The sequence below is a fragment of the Streptomyces subrutilus genome, from assembly GCF_008704535.1.
Classification (GTDB): domain Bacteria; phylum Actinomycetota; class Actinomycetes; order Streptomycetales; family Streptomycetaceae; genus Streptomyces; species Streptomyces subrutilus.
The window spans coordinates 63,096-80,834 of the sequence record NZ_CP023701.1 but is presented as its reverse complement, the minus strand read 5'-3'; the positions used below and the strand labels follow the sequence as shown (position 1 = coordinate 80,834).

Here is a 17,739-nt window from a genome sequence, read left to right as displayed (position 1 = left end):
CCGAGGGGGGAAGGGGGAAGAAGAGGGAAGAAGAGGGAAAACGGAACTTACCCCTCCATTCCCCTCGGTCAGAAGAAACCTTTCCTCTCCGGCCTGATTAGGATGTGCTTCCGGCCGCGCCCCCCACCGCGTGGCGGCGTGGCGCGACCCCCTCCCGCCTGCCCGCAGCCGACGCGAAAACCAAGGTCGAACCGCACATGCGCGTACTTCTCGTCGAGGACGAACCGGACCTCAGGGACCTCCTCACGGCCGGGCTCAAGGCCGCCGGCTACGCGGTGGACTCCGCCGGCGACTGGCCGGACGCCGAGATCCTGCTCGACCTCACCGCGTACGACTGCGTCGTCCTGGACCGGATGCTGCCCTCCGGCGACTCCCTGCGCCCCCTGGAACGCCGCCGCCACACCGGCTGGGCCGCCCCCGTGCTCTGCCTCACCGCCCTGGACACCCTCCCCGACCGGGTCGACGGCTTCCGCTCCGGCGCCGACGACTACCTCCCCAAGCCCTTCGCCATGGAGGAACTGGTGATGCGGGTCGCCAGCCTCGGCCGCCGGGCCGCCGGACGGCTCCCCGTCCACCTCGCCCACGCCGACCTCCGCATGGACACCGCCCGCCGCGAGGTCAGCCGCGCCGGCATCCTGCTCACCCTCACCCACAAGGAATACGCCGTCCTGCGCCACCTGCTCATCCACCGCGAGACCGTGGTCACCCGCACCGCACTGGTCGAGCACTGCTGGGACGAGATGGCCGACCCCGTCTCCAACGTGGTCGACGCCGTCATGGCCGGCCTGCGCCGCAAACTCGGCGCCCCCGCCCTGATCCGGACCGTACGCGGCCACGGCTTCCTCCTCGGTTCCGCCGAACCGGACCACCCGTGACGGACACCGCCCCCGGCCCGCCCTCCCACCGCCGCCGCACCCGCCGCGACCCCGCCGGCGGCCCCCGCACCCCCGACGCCCCGCCCGGCCCCCGCGCCCCGGCCGGCGCCGAGCGCGCCGCCCGGCGCGGCGCCCGCCGCTCACCCGCCCGCCTGCGGCTGCGCCGCCTCCAACTGCGCCTCACCCTCGCCTACACCCTCGTCACCCTCGCCGGGGTCAGCGCACTGTCCTGGTTGGTGATCCGCACCGACGAACGCTCCTGGCGCGCCGCCGCATACGACGAGATGGGCCGCCGGGCCGCCGTCGGCACCTCGCTGATCTACTACACCGACACCGGCATCCAGCTGGACGGCCTCTACGACGACGAGGCCACCGAGAACGGCCCCCAGGTCACCGTGGTCCACACCGCCCCCGACGGCACCCTGCAGCGGATCTTCACCTCCCGGGGCCCCGCCGCCCCGGTCGCCGAGACCCGGCTGACCGCCCTCGCCCGCTCCGCCATGGCCCGCGACGACACCGTACGGGCGGAGGTGACCGACGCCCGCGGAGCCCCGGCCTACCTCCTCGGCCGGCCCTTCCACCACGACGAATCGGGGGCCGTGGAAGGCGCGGTCGTGGTCGTCGGCGACCCCGCCCACCGCGTGGCCGAACACGACCGCCTCATCGCCGCCGTCCTGACCGGCTCCGGCCTGCTCACCTGCCTGGCCGCGGCCACCGGACACCTGCTCTCCGGCCGCAGCCTGCGCCCCGCCTGGCAGGCCCTGGAGGCACAGGAGCGGATGCTCGCCGACACCGCGCACGAACTGCGCACCCCGGTCGCCGTCATGCGCAGCTCGGTGGACGTCGCCGGCCTGGACCCGCGCGGCCTGGACCCCCACCTGCCGCGCATCCGCCGCGCCACCGAACGCCTCACCGACGTCGTCGACAACGTCCTCACCCGCGGCCGGCTCCAGGACCCCGCCGACACCCTGCGCCCCGTACCGCTGCGCCTGGACCAGCTCGTCGAGCAGATCTGCGAGGAACTGCCGGCCGGCGCCCACACCCTGACCGCCTCCCTGGAACCCTCGGTCGCCACCGCGGACCCGGCCCTCGTACGGATCGCCGTGCGCAACCTCCTCGACAACGCCCTGCGCCACGGCCGCACCCCCGGCGACCCCGCGGGCCGCGCCCAGGTCCACGTCACCGTCCGCGGCGCCACCGTGGCCGTCGCCGACCGCGGCCCCGGCGTCACCGCGGCCGACCTGCCCGAGCTGGTCTCGCGGTTCCGCTCCCCGGGCGGCGGCTCGGGCATCGGCCTGTCGCTGGTGGCGGAGATCGCCACCGCCCACGCCGGCCGCCTCACCGCGGACACCCGCCCCGGCGGCGGCGCGGTCTTCCGCCTCGCCCTCGGCCCGCGACCGGCCCGCCGCGCCCGCGCCCGCCGCGCCCGGCCCCCCGCCGCCCCGCCCTCATGAATTCCTCACGACTCCTCACGCAGGATGCGAACACCAGACCGCCCCTCGTACTGGAGCACGTGTGCCGAAACACTCAGCAACCCCCTTCCTGCGCCGCAAGCGCACCCTCGCGGCCGGCGCCGTCGGCGTCGCCGGCGCCCTCGGCGCGGGCCTGATGTTCTTCCAGGCATCCGCCGGGCAGAGCGCCGCGCCCCGCCTCCCCGCGGCCAACTCGCCCTTCGACTACCAGATCGGACAGGCGTACACACCCCCCAAGGGCGTCAAGACGGTCTCCCGCGACCGCTCCGCCAAGCCCACCGCGGGCCTCTACAACATCTGCTACGTCAACGCCTTCCAGACCCAGCCCGACGCCCTCGGCTGGTGGCAGAAGAACCACCCCGACCTGGTGCTCCGCGACGGCAGGCAGCAGCCCGTCGTCGACGAGAACTGGGGCGAGGCCCTCCTGGACACCTCGACGGCCGACAAGCGCACCCGCCTCGCCAAGGTCGTCGGAGACTGGATCAGCGGCTGCGCCCGCAGCGGCTTCCAGGCCGTCGAACCCGACAACCTCGACTCCTTCAGCCGCTCCAAGGGCCGCCTGACCAAGGCGAACAACGTCGCCTTCGCCACACTCCTGGCCGACCGCGCACACGCCGCCGGCCTCGCCATCGGCCAGAAGAACACCGCCGAGATGCTGCCCGACCGCACGAAGATCGGCTTCGACTTCGCCGTGGCCGAGGAATGCGGCCGGTACGACGAGTGCGGGGACTTCGCCAAGGCGTACGCGAACCGCGTGTTCGTCATCGAGTACGAGTCCGGCGGCTACGACCGCGCCTGCTCCGCCTGGGGCTCCAAGCTCGCCATCGTCCAGCGGGACCTCGACGTCTCCGCCGCCGGCACCGACGGCTACCGCTACCGCGCCTGCTGACACGGCCCCGCCCCCTCCACCGACGGGCCCCGCCACCCCCTTCACCGGCGGGGCCCGTCCCCCCGCCACCCCGTCCCGCGACCGGCCCGGCACACCCGCACCGCCGGCCCCCGCGCCGGGGACCGCACCGGCGGCACTCACGCCGCCAGGCCCACACCGCAGGGCCCGCGGCCGCCGGGATCGGCCCCCGCACGGCCCGCCCGCCGGAGCTCGCGCCACCAGCCCCCGTACCGCGGTGTCACGGTGCCGCGGGTCGCGGTGTCGCGGGTCAGGACTTGCGGTACCCGTACGCCTCCGCGGCCGCCGATTCGACCTCCGCCAGCGGCGCCCCCGCGGAAGCGGCGACCACCGCCGCCACCGCGCCCTCCACGAACGGGGCGTCCACCAGCCGCGATCCGGACGGCAGTTCGTCGTCCTCCAGCAGCGCCCTGACCGTCAGGACGGCGCTGCCCAGGTCCACCAGCAGGGCGACCCCGGCGCCCCGGTCCACCTCCCGCGCCGCCGCCGCGATCCGCTCCGCACTCGTGCCCAGCCCGCCGTCGGGGGTACCGCCCGCCGCGGCCACCGGCACCACGGGACCGCCCGCCGCCAGCCCCCGTGCCAGCTCCGCCACCGACTCGGCCACCGCCGCGCTGTGCGACACCAGCACGATGCCGACCTGCCCCGCACCCGTACCCGCCTCCGCCCGCCGCGGCCCGGTCACGGCGCGCCGTCCGCCGCGTCCGCCAGCGCCCCCAGCAACAGCGCCGACGAGGTCGCGCCCGGATCCTGGTGCCCCACGCTCCGCTCGCCCAGATAGCTGGCCCGGCCCTTGCGCGCCTGCAGCGGCACCGTCGCCCGCGCCCCGGCCTCCGCCGCGTCCGCGGCCGCCCGGTAGGAGGTGCCGAGCGCGGCGACCCCCGGCACCAGCGCGTCCAGCATCGTCTTGTCGCCCGGCGCGGCCCCGCCCAGCCCGGCCACGGCCGCCACCCCCGCGTCCAGGGCCGCGCGCAGCTCCTCGTCGGACACCTCCGCGGCGTCCCCGAGCTCCTTGCCCGTACGCCGCAGCAACGTCCCGTACAGCGGCCCCGAGGCACCGCCGACCGTCGAGATCAGGGTCCGCCCGGCCAACTGCAGCACCGCCCCCGGCCCGGCAGGGGCCGGATCCTGCGCATCCAGGGCGGCCCGGACCGCGGTGAACCCGCGCAGCAGGTTGCTGCCGTGGTCGGCGTCCCCGATGGGGGAGTCGAGCTCGGTCAGCCACTGCGCCTCGCGCTCCACGGCAGCCGCCGCGGCCACCATCCAGCGCCGGAAGAAGTCTGCGTCACGCACCGGATCTCCTCGCCCTCGCATCGCACCACCCTGGCCGTCCCCCGCCCCCGCCACCCTAGGTCAGCGCCCCCAGCGCAGCGCGCTGGTCTGCACGGGCGCGTCCCACAGCCGCAGCACCTCCTCGTCGGCCCGGCACAGCGTCACCGAACAGCCCGCCATGTCCAGCGACGTGACGTAGTTGCCGACCAGGGTCCGCGCCACCGGCACGCCCCGCTCCGCCAGCACCCGCGCCACCTCCGCGTGGAACCCGTACAGCTCCAACAGCGGCGTCGCCCCCATCCCGTTGACCAGCGCCAGCACCGGCCCGTCGGCCGGAGCGACCTGCGCCAGGTCCTCCAGCACCGCGCCCACCGCGAACTCCGCGATCTCCCGCGCCGGCATCATCGCCCGCCGCTCGCGGCCCGGCTCGCCGTGGATCCCGACCCCGAGCTCCAGCTCGCCGTCCGGCAGGTCGAAGGTCGGACTGCCCTTCGCGGGGGTGCTGCACGCGCTCAGCGCCACACCGAAGCTCCGCGAGGAGGCGTTGACCCGCCGCGCGACCTCCGCGACCTCCTCCAACGACGCGCCCGCCTCGGCCGCCGCCCCGGCCACCTTCTCCACGAACAGCGTGGCCCCCGTACCGCGCCGCCCCGCCGTGTACAGGCTGTCGGTCACCGCGACGTCGTCGTTGACCAGCACCCGCTCCACCCGGATGCCGTCCTCCTCGGCGAGCTCGGCCGCCATGTCGAAGTTCAGCACGTCGCCCGTGTAGTTCTTGACGACGAACAGCACACCGCGCCCCGAGTCCACGGCCCGGGCCGCCCGCACCATCTGGTCGGGCACCGGCGAGGTGAACACCTCCCCGGGACACGCGGCCGACAGCATCCCGTACCCCACGAACCCCGCGTGCAGCGGCTCGTGCCCCGAGCCGCCGCCCGACACCAGGCCCACCCGGCCGCCCTCCCGGGCGCCGCGCCGCACGACCACCCGCTGCTCCACGTCCACCTCCAGATCGGGGTGGGCGGCGGCCATCCCGCGCAGGGCGTCGGCGACCACGCTCTGCGGACTGTTGATCAGCATCTTCATGGGGTACCTCCCGGAGGGAACCGGCGGACGGAGCGGCGCCCGGTGAGCCCACCGGGCCGGGGGAGCGCGGCCGGCGGGCGGCGGCCGCGACCGTGGCCGCCCGCCGGACCAGCCGGACCCGGACCTGCCGTACAGCCCAAGTGTGCCGCCCCGCCGTGGACATCCGCCACGGATGCCCCCCGCGCCCCGCGCCCACCGCCGGGCCGCCCCGCCCCCGCCGCCCCAGCACGATCCGCCCGTTCCCGCCACCCGGCGCGTGGCGCGGACCCCCCGTACGCACCACGCTGGCCGGTCGATATGTGCGGGATTAAACTGCTTCGTGGAGCACTCGGGGCAGTTCGACGGCTGGTCTCCGGGCCGGCGGGAAGCGGGCATCCATGGCTGAGCGGCTCAAAAGGTCGGGGCTGATCGGCGAACTCTCGGCCGAATTCGCCGGCACCATGATCCTCATCCTCTTCGGTTGCGGCGTGGTGGCCCAAGTGGCCGCCGGCGGAGCCCTCACGGACCCGGCGGGCGGCCTCGGAAACCACGACAGCATCGCCTGGGCCTGGGGCCTGGGCGTCACCCTGGGCGTCTACGTCGCGGCGAGGCTGAGCGGAGCCCACCTCAACCCCGCGGTCACCGTCGCCCTGGCCGCGTTCAGAGGCTTCCCGTGGCGCAAGGTGGCCCCCTACGCGCTGGCCCAGACGGCCGGCGCCTTCGTGGCGGCCCTGCTCGTCCGCTGGAACTACACCGAAGCCCTGGCTAAGGCCGACCCGGGACACACCATCAAGACGCAGACCGTCTTCTCCACCCTCCCGGCCAACGGCAACCCCAACCTGCCGGTCACCGAATGGGGAGCCCTGCGCGACCAGATCATCGGCACCGCCATCCTGCTCCTGTTGATCATGGCGGTCACCGACCTGCTCAACACGCCCCCCGGCGCCAACCTGGCCCCGTTCATCGTGGGCCTCATCGTCGTCGCGATCGGCATGGCCTGGGGCACCAACGCCGGCTACGCCATCAACCCGGCCCGCGACTTCGGCCCCCGACTGGCCAGCTTCCTCACCGGCTACGGCGGGGCATGGCGCGACCAGTACGGGAACTTCTACTTCTGGGTCCCCATCATCGGCCCGCTGATCGGCGGCCTGCTGGGAGCGGGACTGTACAAGTTCTTCATCGGCCGGTTCCTGCCGACCGCCGAACCGGAGCCCGCCGGACGCATCCCGGCCCCGGACAAGAGCTGACCGCGCCCCACCCGTGGAGCGGGCCCGCGCGCCCGCTCCACCCCCACCCGGCAAGCCCGAGGAGCCCCGGAGCCCCCACAGGACCCGAAGGGGCCGCAAGAGAGGCAGCACACCATGGCTGACTTCGTCGGCGCAGTGGACCAGGGGACCACCAGCACCCGTTTCATGATCTTCGACCACGCCGGCAACGAGGTGGCGAAGCACCAGCTGGAACACTCCCAGATCCTCCCCCGCTCCGGATGGGTCGAGCACGACCCCGTCGAGATCTGGGAACGCACCAACTCCGTGATGCAAAACGCCCTCCGGCACGGAAACCTCTCCGCGTCCGACCTCGCGGCCATCGGCATCACCAACCAGCGCGAGACCACCGTCGTCTGGGACCCGCGCACCGGCCGCCCCTACTACAACGCCATCGTCTGGCAGGACACCCGCACCGACTCCATCGCCGCGGCCCTGGACCGCTCGGGCCAAGGCGACGTCATCCGCCGCAAGGCCGGACTGCCCCCCGCCACCTACTTCTCCGGCGGCAAGATCCAATGGATCCTGGAGAACGTCGACGGCGTCCGCGAAGCCGCCGAAGCGGGCCACGCCCTCTTCGGCAACACCGACTGCTGGGTGCTGTGGAACCTCACCGGCGGCCCCGACGGCGGCATGCACGCCACCGACGTGACCAACGCCAGCCGCACCATGCTGATGAACCTCGAAACCCTCGACTGGGACGAGGAACTCCTCGGCTTCTTCGGCGTCCCCCGGGCCATGCTGCCCACCATCAACCCCTCCTCCCACCCCGACGCCTACGGCCAGACCCGCACCTCCCGCCCCCTGCGCGCCGCCATCCCCATCACCGGCGTCCTCGGCGACCAGCAGGCCGCCACCGTCGGACAGGTCTGCTACGCACCCGGCGAAGCCAAGAACACCTACGGCACCGGCAACTTCCTCGTCCTGAACACCGGCACCGAACTGGTCCGCTCCCAGCACGGACTGCTGACCACCGTCGCCTACCAGTTCGCCGGCCAGCCCGTCGTCTACGCCCTGGAAGGCTCCATCGCCGTCACCGGCTCCGCCATCCAGTGGCTCCGCGACCAGCTGAAGATCATCGGCCAGGCCGCCGAGAGCGAACGCCTCGCCCGCACCGTCGAGGACAGCGGCGGCATCTACTTCGTCCCCGCCTTCTCCGGCCTGTTCGCCCCGTACTGGCGCTCCGACGCCCGCGGCGCCATCGTCGGCCTCGCCCGCTACCACGACAGCGGCCACCTGGCCCGAGCCGCGCTGGAAGCCATCTGCTACCAGAGCCGCGACGTCGTCGAGGCCATGGAACAGGACTCCGGCGTCCACCTCGACGTCCTCAAGGTCGACGGCGGCGTCACCGCCAACGACCTGTGCATGCAGATCCAGGCCGACGTCCTGGGCGTCCCCGTCAGCCGCCCCGTCGTCGCCGAGACCACCGCCCTGGGCGCCGCCTACGCCGCCGGCCTGGCCACCGGCTTCTGGCGCGACACCGACGAACTGCGCACCCACTGGCAGGAGTCCAAGCGCTGGGAACCCCAGTGGTCCGAGGAACAGCGCGCCGAGGGATACGCCGGCTGGAAGAAGGCGGTGGAACGCACCCTCGACTGGACCGAGGTCGCCTGACCCCCGCGGGCCGCCCCGGGCCCCGCCCGCCCGCGGCCCGCGACCCCGTACACGCCACCGAGGAGAACGAGCGGACCGGGGAAGGACCGGGGAGAACCGGAAGGACCGGGAGGACCGGGAGAACCGGGAGGACCGGGAGGACCGGGCAGGACCGCAAGGACCGAGGGGGAGGACCGGGGAGGGCAGCGAGGACAACCGGAAGGACCGAGGGGGAGGACCGAGGGGGAGGACCGAGGAGAACGAGGAGGAGACCACCATGGCCGACCCGGCCGCCCTCTCACCCGAAGCACGCACCCGCGCCCTCGCCCGGATGGCCGAGGGCGAACTCGACGTCCTCGTCGTCGGAGGCGGCGTCGTCGGCGCCGGAGCAGCCCTGGACGCCGCCACCCGCGGCCTGCGCACCGGCCTCGTCGAAGCCCGCGACTGGGCCTCGGGCACCTCCAGCCGCTCCAGCAAACTCATCCACGGCGGCCTGCGCTACCTCGAAATGCTCGACTTCCGCCTCGTCGCCGAAGCCCTCAAGGAACGCGGCCTCCTCCTCCAGACCCTCGCCCCCCACCTGGTCCGCCCCGTCCCCTTCCTCTACCCCCTCCAACACCGCCTGTGGGAACGCCCCTACGTCGGCGCCGGCGTCCTGCTCTACGACACCATGGCCGCCGCCTCCGGCACCTCCAGCGGCCTGCCCCACCACCGCCACCTCCTCAAACGCCGCGCCCTGCACGAAGCCCCCGCCCTGCGCTCCGACGCCCTGGTCGGCGCCATCCAGTACTGGGACGCCCAGGTCGACGACGCCCGCCACACCATGTTCCTGGCCCGCACGGCCGCCGCGTACGGAGCCCTGGCCGCCAACCGCACCCGCGTCGGCAGCTTCCTGCGCCAGGGCGAACGCGTCGTCGGAGCCGTCCTGACCGACCTGGAGACCGGCGAGGAGACCCGGGTCCGCGCCCGGCAGGTCATCAACGCCACCGGCGTGTGGACCGACGACACCCAGGCCCTCGCCGGCACCCGCGGCCAGTTCCACGTCCGCGCCTCCAAGGGCGTCCACCTCCTCGTCCCCCGCGACCGCATCAACTCCCGCACCGGACTGATCCTGCGCACCGAGAAGAGCGTCCTGTTCGTCATCCCCTGGGGACGCCACTGGATCATCGGCACCACCGACACCGACTGGACCCTCGACAAGGCCCACCCCGCCCTCAGCTCCCAGGACGTCGGCTACCTCCTGGACCACGTCAACAGCGTCCTGGCCACCCCCCTGGCCCCCGAGGACGTCGAAGGCGTCTACGCCGGCCTGCGCCCCCTGCTGTCCGGCGAGGCCGCCGAGACCAGCAAGCTCTCCCGCGAACACCTGGTCGCCCACCCCGTCCCCGGCCTCGTCGTCGTCGCCGGCGGCAAGTACACGACCTACCGGGTCATGGCCAAGGACGCCGTCGACGAAGCCGCCCGCGCCCTGGACGAGAAGGTCCCCGACTGCACCACCCAGCGCGTCCCGCTGCTCGGCGCCGACGGCTACCCGGCCCTGTGGAACTCCCGCCACCACCTCGCCCGCCGCTCCGGCCTGCACGTGGCCCGCATCGAGCACCTCCTCAACCGCTACGGTTCCCTGGTCCACGAACTCCTCGCCCTCGTCGAGGCCGACCCCGCGCTCGGCGAACCGCTGCCCAGCTCCGACGACTACCTGCGCGTCGAGGCCGTCTACGCGGTCACCCACGAGGGAGCCCGCCACCTGGAGGACGTCCTGGCCCGCCGCACCCGCATCTCCATCGAGTCCTGGGACCGCGGCGTGGACGCCGCCCGCACCGTCGCCGAACTGATGGCCCCCCACCTCGGCTGGGACCGCGCCCGCCAGGACCGCGAGGTCGACCACTACACGAAACGCGTCGCCGCCGAACGCGAAGCCCAGCAGCAACCCGACGACCGCACCGCGGACGCGGCCCGCCTGGGCGCCCCCGACATCACCCCGACCCACTGACCGGACCCCGAACGGCCCGCCCCGCCGCCCCGCGACAACCGCCCCGCGCAGGGTGGCGGCGCCCGTTACGCGGGTAGGGTCCCCGGGCGGCCGGGGCACGCCCGGCCCCGGTCGGGGGAGGCTCCCGTGCGCATTGCCCTGGCCCACAACCTGCGGCGCGGCGACGACGAGGGACAGCGGGGCTTCACCTCCGGCGCGGAGGTGGACGAACTGCTGCAGAGCATGGGCCTGCTGGGCCATCACCCGGTGCCCGTGGAGGTCGGCGGCACCCTCGACGAGACCCTCGACCTGCTGCGCACGGCCCGGCCGGACCTGGTGTTCAACCTGGCCGAGGGGTGGGCCGGACCCTGGCGCCAGTCCTTCCACCCGGCCCTCTACGAGCGACTGGGCCTGCCCTACACGGGGTCGGGGCCCGCCGCGCTCGGCCTGGCACTCGACAAGCACCTCACCAAACTCGTCCTGAGCGCCCGTCACATACCCACCCCCGGCTGGGTGTTCGCCGACGACGCGACGGACCTCCCCCCGCTGGAGCACCTGCGGTACCCGGTCATCGTGAAGCCGAACTTCGAGTCCTGCTCCAAGGGCATCGGCCCGCACTCCCTCGCCGACACGGCCCGGACCGCACGCGCCCTCCTCCTGGAGACGCTCCGGGACTACCCGGCCGGGGTCCTGGTGGAGGAGTACGTCCCGGGCCGCGACATCACCGTCCCCTACTTCACGGCCGCCGGCGGCGCCCTGACCCCCGCCGAGACCACCATGCCCGCCACCCGGGCCCCCGGCGGCCTCTTCGACTACACCCTCAAACAGGACCCGGCGCGCTGGAGCCACCTGCGCGTCCCCGCCCCCCTCCCCGCCGCCCTGGCCGACCGGGCCCGCGCCCTGACCCGCACCGCCGTCCGCGCCCTGGGGCTGCGCGACTTCGCCCGCGCCGACTTCCGCCTCTCACCCGACGGCGCGCTGCACCTGCTGGAGGTCAACGGCCTTCCCGGCCTGCCCGCCGGCGGCGCGTCCCACCGGGCCGCGGTCCTGGCCGGCCTGGACCCCGCCACGGGCCTCGCCGGCGCGGTGATCACCTCCGCCGCCGCCCGCCTGCGCCTGCCCGCTCCGCCGCCCCGCCCCCGCTGAGCCCCACCGTGCCCCGGGCCCGCGCGTCCGCGGCCCCGCGGGAAACCCGTTCCCGATTCCCGTCACATCCGGCCGGGCCCGTCCGCCAGTGCTCCGAACACGCCGACCGGGCCGCCGCGAAGGAGCACGGCCATGACGACCAGCCAGACCGGGCAGATCGTCGCCACCACCTACCTGACGGTCCTGAGCACCGCCTTCCCGCGCAAGGCGGGGGAGTCGCAAGAGCGCATCGCCGGGCACTACGACGAGAAGGCGCTGGCCACCCCCACCCTGGCGATCGGCCAGATCGGCTTCTTCATCGCGCCGGCCGTCATCGGCAAGCGGCAGCCGGCGGCCTCGCCGGCGGACGGGCAGCGGGGCTGACCCCGGCCGCCCGTCCGCCCGCGGCGGCTCAGCCGACCAGGGAGCTCTCCGGGGACACGCCGAGGGCCTTCACGGCCTGGTAGTAGGTCCACGCCGTCCCGTCGCAGGAGACCTTCTTCGCCCCCGAGTACTGGGCGCAGACCCGCTTGAGGTCCGCGTAGAAGGCGTCGTCCAGCCTGGACTTGTTGGCCGGGAAGGCCCCGGCGGCCTTGTAGTTGCGGTACCCGAAGTCGTGGCGGGCGCAGGACGTCTGGAACGGGAAGCCGAACGGGTTGTCGGGCGAGCTGGAGCAGTAGTCGGTCGACCAGTCGAAGCCGTACGCCGACCAGCTGCCCTGGCTCCCGCGCGCCGCCACCCAGGAGCCGTAGCTGGCCGCGCTGGTCTGCGTCCAGCCGCTGAGCACCTGGGGCTTGTCCGCGGGGACGGCGGACGCGGGCGTGGCGAGGGCGAGGACCGCGGCCGCGGCGGCGGCGAGGACGGGGACGAGGCGACGACGCATGGCATTCCTCCGGGAGGGGGGTGGCCGGCGCGCGGACTCCCGTGCGCCGGCGGGGATCACCCGCGGAGAAGGGAACGAGGACACCGCAACGGGCCCCCGTCCCTTTCCGCAGCGGCTCGAACCGAACCGGGTACCTCGTACCCGAACCCCATCTCCCTTGAAACCGGCAGCGGTTGAGGAACACCGGACCCCGAGTCCCGCCGCCCCCGGCCCCCGAGAAGCCCCCGTCCGGCTTCCGCCCCGGCCACCCCGAGACCAGGTCCGGCCCGCTCTTCGGCGCCCTGCCCGAGGGGGGCCTCCACCGCGGAGGACCCCGGTGCGGCCATCCACCGACGGCTGCGCCGACGCCGACGCCGAGGTCCACCGGGTCCTGACCGAGAAGGTCTTCCCCGGCCGGGCCGCCGTCACCACCGTCGACGCCTGGATCGCCGGCCTCGCCTGACCCCGCGCCACCCCCGCCCCGCACAGGCCGAAGGCCCGCCCGCGTCCGCTGCGGTGCGAGCCTTCGATCACCCCGCGGGCGGGGGAGCGGCGCACCGCCCCGCGCGGCGGCGCGGCCGGCCCCGGCCCGCCGGCCCGCTATGTGGCCGCAGGCGCGTGCGCGCTCTGTGCCGCAGGCCCCGCCGGGTCCCGCGGCGCCGGCCGCTCCGGCCGGGCGGCGGGGATGGCGGCCGCGACGGCCGCGGAGACCAGGGCGAGGCAGCCGCCCAGCAGCAGTCCGGTGCGGAAGCCGTTCTCGGAGGTGAAGGTGTGGCCGCCGACCGTGGTGGTCATCTGCGCCAGGACCACACCGACGACGGCGGCGCCCACCGAGGTGCCCAGGGACCGCATGAGCGTGTTGAAGCCGTTGGCCGCACCGGTCTCCGCGAGCGGCACCGCACCCATGATCAGGGCGGGCATGGCGCCGTAGGCGAGGGCGACACCGCTGTTGATGACCATCGCGGCGCACATCAGCCCGAAGGCCGTGCCCGACAGCAGCAGCGCCGTGCCGTAGCCCAGGGCCAGCACGAGCGCCCCGCAGACCAGCGTGACCTTCGGACCGCGCGCGTTGGTCAGCCTGCCCCCCAGGGGCGAGACGACCATCATCATCAGACCGCCGGGGAGCATCCACAGGCCCGCCGCCAGCATCGACTGCCCCAGGCCGTAGCCGGTGGCCTCGGGGAACTGGAGCAGTTGCGGGACCACCAGCATGCTGGCGTACATGCCGAAGCCGATGAACACCGACGCGAGGTTGGTCAGCAGGACCCGCGGACGGATGGTGGTGCGCAGGTCGACCAGCGGGTCGGTGGTGCGCCACTCGTACCAGCCCCAGGCGGCCAGCACCACGACGGCGCCGGCGAGCAGGCCGAGGACGACGGGCGAACCCCAGCCCCAGTCCGCGCCCTTGGACACCCCGAGCAGCAGGCACACCAGGCCCACGGCCAGCCCCAGCGCCCCGACGGCGTCGAACCGCTGACCCCTGGCGGCCGCCGGGACCTCCGGGACGAACGCCACGATCATGGCGGCGACGACGCCGGCCAGCGCGGCCGCCCCCCAGAACAGGAAGCGCCAGTCGGCGTACTGCGCGACGGCCGCGGCGACGGGGAGCCCGATGCCGCCGCCGATGCCCATGGAGGCGCTCACCAGGGCGATGGAGGAGCTGAGCTTCTCGGCGGGGACCACGTCGCGCAGCAGGGCGATGCCCAGGGGGATCATGCCCATGCCGATGCCCTGCAGGCCGCGTCCGACGATCATCGGGACGACGCTGCCCGACAGCGCGCACACCACGGATCCGCCGATCAGCGGTATCGAACACGCCAGGAGCATGCGGCGCTTGCCGAGCATGTCGCCCAGCCGCCCGCTGATGGGGACGCACACCCCCGCGACGAGGAGGGTGGCGGTGACGACCCAGGCGGCGTTGGAGGAAGAGGTGTGCAGGATCGTCGACATGTCGGCCAGCAGGGGAGTGACCAGGGTCTGCATGACGGCCGCGGTGACCCCCGCGAGGGCCAGGGTCGCGATCACTTTGCCGGTACGGGGAGCCGCGGGCGGCTGTGGCATGGGGGTTCCTCGGGGCGTAGGGCTGAGGGGCGTAGGGCTGATTCACCCGGCCGGGCAGGCGGCACGGGCGGGCGGAGCGAGGAGAGGACGCCACCCGCCGGGCGGCGGGGGAGCGGGAGCGGCGGGCGGGCACGGCGGAGCGGGACCCCCCTTAATCAGTAGCCAACTATCACTTCACGCCGCGCAGGGTGTCAACTCGAACTGATTGCCGACTATCGGTTGGTATCCTGGACACGTGCCCACCCAAACCCCCAGGCCGCTGCGCGCAGACGCGGTGCGCAACGTCGAGAAGATCGTCAGGGCGGCACGCCACGTCTACGCCGAACAGGGCCCCGACGCCGGCCTCGACGAGATCGCCCGACGCGCCGGCGTGGGCATCGCGACGCTCTTCCGCCGCTTCCCGGACAAGGCCGCCCTCCTGCGCGCGGTCCTGGAGCAGCAGTTCACCCACGAGGTCCTGCCCGCCATCGAGCGCGCACTCGCCGACGAGGACCCGCGCCGCGGCCTCGGCGCCGTCATCGAGGCCGCCCTGACCTCGGCCGCCGACGAACACCACGTACTGACCGCCGCGCGCACCGCCGGCATCTTCACCACGGAGACCAGCGCCCGCTTCTTCGACGCGCTCGACCCCCTGGTCACCCGCGGCCAGCAGGCCGGGGTGATCCGCACGGACCTCGTCCCCGACGACCTGAAGCGCATCATGGGCATGCTCGTCAGCGTGCTGTGGACCATGGACCCGTCCGAGGGCGGCTGGCGGCGCTACGTGACCCTGGTCCTCGACGGCCTGACCCCCGCCGCGGCCACCCCCCTGCCCAACCCCGCCCCGCCCCTGCTCCGCAGACGCCAGAGCTAGGCCGTCTCTTTCGGATCTTGCCGGGCCCGCGACGCCTGGCACCGTGCCTGGCCGCACTGCCGAGGCGCTCGCGTACGGGACGTACGCGAGCGCCCCGGCAGCACGCCCAGGCACGGCACCAGACGCCGCGGGCCCGGCCGACAAGATCCGAGAGAGACGGCCTAGACCGCCTCCCCCGGACCGTGCCGGACCCCGGCCGCCCGGCCCGGCGCCTCGCCCGCGTCGTCGGGGCGCCCGAGCAGGTCCCGTACGCGGGCGCCCCTCCACTCCGGGCCCTCCCGGAGGTGGCCGGGGGAGAGGCGCCGCACCCGACGGCCGGACCGCCCGTGCGCGCGCCGCCGAAGGCGCCGCTCAGGCCTCCGGCGAGCCGCCCGGCCGCCCGGCGGGCAGGTGGAGGGCGGTGATGCCGGCCAGGACGAGATCGATCCCGGCGAGGAACTGCTCGCGGTCGTCGTGCTCGCGCACCTGGTCCGCGACGGCCCGGGTGAACGGATAGTCCTCGGCGTCGAGGCCCTCCCACGCCGTCGACACCGCGTCCAGGAACCCGGCGCGGTCCGCGTCGGGACCCAGGGCGCGCCCGCTCGCGGTGTTCGCGGCGTTCTGGCCGGCCGCGCCGAGCACGTAGTGCACCAGCGCCGAGGTCGCCGTGAACCAGCTGTCCCCGGGCACGCCGAGCGCGCGGACCTGCCGGCCGATGTTCTCGAAGATCCGCGGGGCGACCGGCCCCCCGGGGTTGCGGGAGAGCTGGCCGGCGAGCTGCGGGGCGAGCCACGGGTGCTCCTCGATCGCGTCGAACAGGCCGAGCGCGACGCAGCGGATCCCCTCCCGCGCCGCCTCCGCGGCCCCACCGCTCTCTTCGGCCCCTTCGGCCCCTTCGGTCCCGCCCGCACGCCCGGTGCGCTGCGGGCCGGTGGCCACGGCGGCCGCGACGACGGCCTCGGTCGCCGCGCCGAGCAGCTCGCCCTTGTTCGCCACGTGCCAGTAGATCGCCCCGGGCCCCGTCGCCAGGCGTTCGGTCAGTGCCCGGAACGTCAGCCCGCCCTCGCCGGCCGCGTCGAGCAGCCCGACGGCCGCCTCGACGATCCGCTCGCGGCTGAGTGCCTCCGTCCGCCGTGGCGACCTGCGTGCGCGTGGTGATGTCACCCCCGCATTTTGACATGACTGGAGCGTTGTTCCAACATGACTGGAACGACATTCCAAAGCGGCGGCCCGGCGCACCGGCGGCGGCCCCCACCCAAGGAGCCACGATGCCCACGCACGTCACGATCATCGGAGCCGGCCTCGGCGGCCTCACCCTCGCCCGCGTCCTGCACGTCCACGGAATCCCGGCCACGGTCTACGAGGCCGAACCCTCCCCGACCGCCCGCGCCCAGGGCGGGATGCTCGACATCCACGACCACAACGGCCAGCCGGCCCTGCGCGCGGCCGGCCTGACCGACGAGTTCCGCGCCCTGGTCCTGGAGGGCCGCCAGGCCCTGCGCATCCTCGACCGCGACGCCACCGTCCTGCTCGACGAACCCGACGACGCCGAGGGCGGCCGCCCCGAGGTGCAGCGCGGCGAACTGCGCCGGATCCTCCTCGACTCCCTCCCGGCCGGCACCGTCCGCTGGGGCCACAAGGCCCGATCCGTCCGCGCCCTCGGCGAAGGCCGCCACGAGGTGGCCTTCACCAACGGCGCCACCGCCACCACGCGACTGCTGGTAGGCGCCGACGGCGCGTGGTCACGCGTCCGCCCCCTGCTCTCCGCCGCCACGCCCGAGTACGTCGGCACGTCGTTCGTCGAGACGTACCTGCTCGACAGCGACACGCGGCACCCGGCCAGCGCGAAGGCGGTCGGCGGCGGATCGCTCCTCGCCCTCGCGCCCGGCCGGGGGATCCAGGCCCACCGGGAGACCGGCGGAACCCTCCACACCTACGTGGCGCTCTCCAAGCCGCGGGAATGGTTCACCCGCATCGACTTCACCGACCCCGCCGCGGCCACCGCCCGCATCGCCGAGGAGTTCGCCGGCTGGGCACCGGAACTCACCGCGCTGATCACCGACGGCGAGAGCGCACCCGTCCTGCGCCCCCTCCACACCCTGCCCGGCGAGCACCGCTGGCACCGGGTGCCCGGGGTGACCCTGCTCGGCGACGCCGCCCACCTCATGATCCCGTCCGGCGAGGGAGCCAACCTGGCCATGTACGACGGCGCCGAGCTCGGCCTGGCCCTCGCCGCGCACCCCGACGACGTCGAGGCCGCGCTCACCGCGTACGAGCGGGACCTCTTCCCGCGCAGCGCCGCGGAAGCCGCCGAGGCCGTCCGCCTCCACGAGCGGATGTACGGCGACGACGCGCCCCACGGCCTGGTCCGCATGTTCACCGACACCGGCGACGAGCAGACCGCATGAGCCCCGACCGCCCCGACCGGCCCGAACGCCGGT

Annotated in this window: 17 protein-coding genes; 11 read left to right on the top strand and 6 right to left on the bottom strand. The window is 74.6% G+C overall.

Annotation, left to right across the window (positions count from 1 at the left end):
* The first annotated feature begins 197 nt into the window (after window positions 1-197).
* The 3 genes from CP968_RS00355 (at window position 198) to CP968_RS00340 (ending at window position 3,236) form a co-directional block, all read left to right on the top strand.
* Window positions 198-875 carry a response regulator transcription factor gene (locus CP968_RS00355; RefSeq protein WP_150516073.1) on the top strand — a complete coding sequence of 226 codons (678 nt, stop codon included), beginning with the start codon at window positions 198-200 and terminating at the stop codon, window positions 873-875.
* Complete coding sequence (locus CP968_RS00345) at window positions 872-2,329, top strand: sensor histidine kinase (RefSeq protein ID WP_189829209.1); 1,458 nt, start codon at window positions 872-874, stop codon at window positions 2,327-2,329. Before CP968_RS00355 ends, CP968_RS00345 begins: the two co-directional genes overlap by 4 nt.
* Before the next feature lie 61 nt (window positions 2,330-2,390).
* A complete protein-coding gene (locus CP968_RS00340) occupies window positions 2,391-3,236 on the top strand; it encodes an endo alpha-1,4 polygalactosaminidase (protein WP_150516072.1) in 846 nt (281 codons plus the stop codon).
* Window positions 3,237-3,504: 268 nt separating this feature from the next.
* Here the strand turns inward: CP968_RS00340 and CP968_RS00335 are convergent, their stop codons facing one another.
* The 3 genes from CP968_RS00335 to dhaK form a co-directional block, all read right to left on the bottom strand.
* Complete coding sequence (locus CP968_RS00335; protein WP_150516071.1) at window positions 3,505-3,939, bottom strand: PTS-dependent dihydroxyacetone kinase phosphotransferase subunit DhaM; 435 nt, start codon at window positions 3,937-3,939, stop codon at window positions 3,505-3,507.
* Complete coding sequence (gene dhaL, locus CP968_RS00330; protein ID WP_373304146.1) at window positions 3,936-4,517, bottom strand: dihydroxyacetone kinase subunit DhaL; 582 nt, start codon at window positions 4,515-4,517, stop codon at window positions 3,936-3,938. Before dhaL ends, CP968_RS00335 begins: the two co-directional genes overlap by 4 nt.
* A 90-nt stretch (window positions 4,518-4,607) precedes the next feature.
* Complete coding sequence (gene dhaK / locus CP968_RS00325) at window positions 4,608-5,612, bottom strand: dihydroxyacetone kinase subunit DhaK (protein WP_150516069.1); 1,005 nt, start codon at window positions 5,610-5,612, stop codon at window positions 4,608-4,610.
* A 377-nt stretch (window positions 5,613-5,989) separates the two neighbouring features.
* Between dhaK and CP968_RS00320 the strand changes: the two genes are divergently transcribed.
* From CP968_RS00320 to CP968_RS00300, 5 genes are all read left to right on the top strand, one after another.
* A complete protein-coding gene (locus CP968_RS00320; RefSeq protein WP_150516068.1) occupies window positions 5,990-6,838 on the top strand; it encodes an MIP/aquaporin family protein in 849 nt (282 codons plus the stop codon).
* Between the two features lie 114 nt (window positions 6,839-6,952).
* On the top strand, window positions 6,953-8,470 hold the full coding sequence (gene glpK, locus CP968_RS00315; protein ID WP_150516067.1) for a glycerol kinase GlpK: 1,518 nt from the start codon (window positions 6,953-6,955) through the stop codon (window positions 8,468-8,470).
* Window positions 8,471-8,726: 256 nt separating this feature from the next.
* Window positions 8,727-10,439 (top strand): glycerol-3-phosphate dehydrogenase/oxidase, encoded by a 1,713-nt coding sequence (locus CP968_RS00310; RefSeq protein WP_150516066.1) that lies wholly within the window; start codon window positions 8,727-8,729, stop codon window positions 10,437-10,439.
* 126 nt (window positions 10,440-10,565) lie between these two features.
* Window positions 10,566-11,564, top strand: coding sequence for a D-alanine--D-alanine ligase family protein (locus CP968_RS00305; RefSeq protein ID WP_150516065.1), 999 nt, complete (start codon window positions 10,566-10,568; stop codon window positions 11,562-11,564).
* A gap of 132 nt (window positions 11,565-11,696) precedes the next feature.
* Entirely contained in the window at window positions 11,697-11,927 is a 231-nt protein-coding gene (locus tag CP968_RS00300) for a hypothetical protein (RefSeq protein ID WP_189829210.1), read from the top strand.
* Between the two features lie 28 nt (window positions 11,928-11,955).
* On the opposite strand, the gene CP968_RS00295 is transcribed toward CP968_RS00300, so the two are convergent.
* Window positions 11,956-12,426, bottom strand: a complete 471-nt coding sequence (locus CP968_RS00295) for a phospholipase (protein ID WP_150516064.1) — start codon at window positions 12,424-12,426, stop codon at window positions 11,956-11,958.
* A 316-nt stretch (window positions 12,427-12,742) separates the two neighbouring features.
* On the opposite strand from CP968_RS00295, the gene CP968_RS35250 reads away from it, so the two are divergent.
* Window positions 12,743-12,868, top strand: a complete 126-nt coding sequence (locus CP968_RS35250) for a hypothetical protein (protein ID WP_268253320.1) — start codon at window positions 12,743-12,745, stop codon at window positions 12,866-12,868.
* A gap of 137 nt (window positions 12,869-13,005) precedes the next feature.
* On the opposite strand, the gene CP968_RS00285 is transcribed toward CP968_RS35250, so the two are convergent.
* Window positions 13,006-14,466, bottom strand: coding sequence for an MFS transporter (locus tag CP968_RS00285; RefSeq protein ID WP_150516063.1), 1,461 nt, complete (start codon window positions 14,464-14,466; stop codon window positions 13,006-13,008).
* 235 nt (window positions 14,467-14,701) lie between these two features.
* On the opposite strand from CP968_RS00285, the gene CP968_RS00280 reads away from it, so the two are divergent.
* Window positions 14,702-15,319 (top strand): TetR/AcrR family transcriptional regulator, encoded by a 618-nt coding sequence (locus tag CP968_RS00280; protein WP_208835962.1) that lies wholly within the window; start codon window positions 14,702-14,704, stop codon window positions 15,317-15,319.
* 351 nt (window positions 15,320-15,670) lie between these two features.
* On the opposite strand, the gene CP968_RS00275 is transcribed toward CP968_RS00280, so the two are convergent.
* Window positions 15,671-16,462 carry a TetR/AcrR family transcriptional regulator gene (locus tag CP968_RS00275; protein WP_150516062.1) on the bottom strand — a complete coding sequence of 264 codons (792 nt, stop codon included), beginning with the start codon at window positions 16,460-16,462 and terminating at the stop codon, window positions 15,671-15,673.
* Window positions 16,463-16,566: 104 nt separating this feature from the next.
* On the opposite strand from CP968_RS00275, the gene CP968_RS00270 reads away from it, so the two are divergent.
* Window positions 16,567-17,706 (top strand): FAD-dependent oxidoreductase, encoded by a 1,140-nt coding sequence (locus tag CP968_RS00270; RefSeq protein WP_150516061.1) that lies wholly within the window; start codon window positions 16,567-16,569, stop codon window positions 17,704-17,706.
* Window positions 17,707-17,739 lie beyond the last annotated feature (33 nt).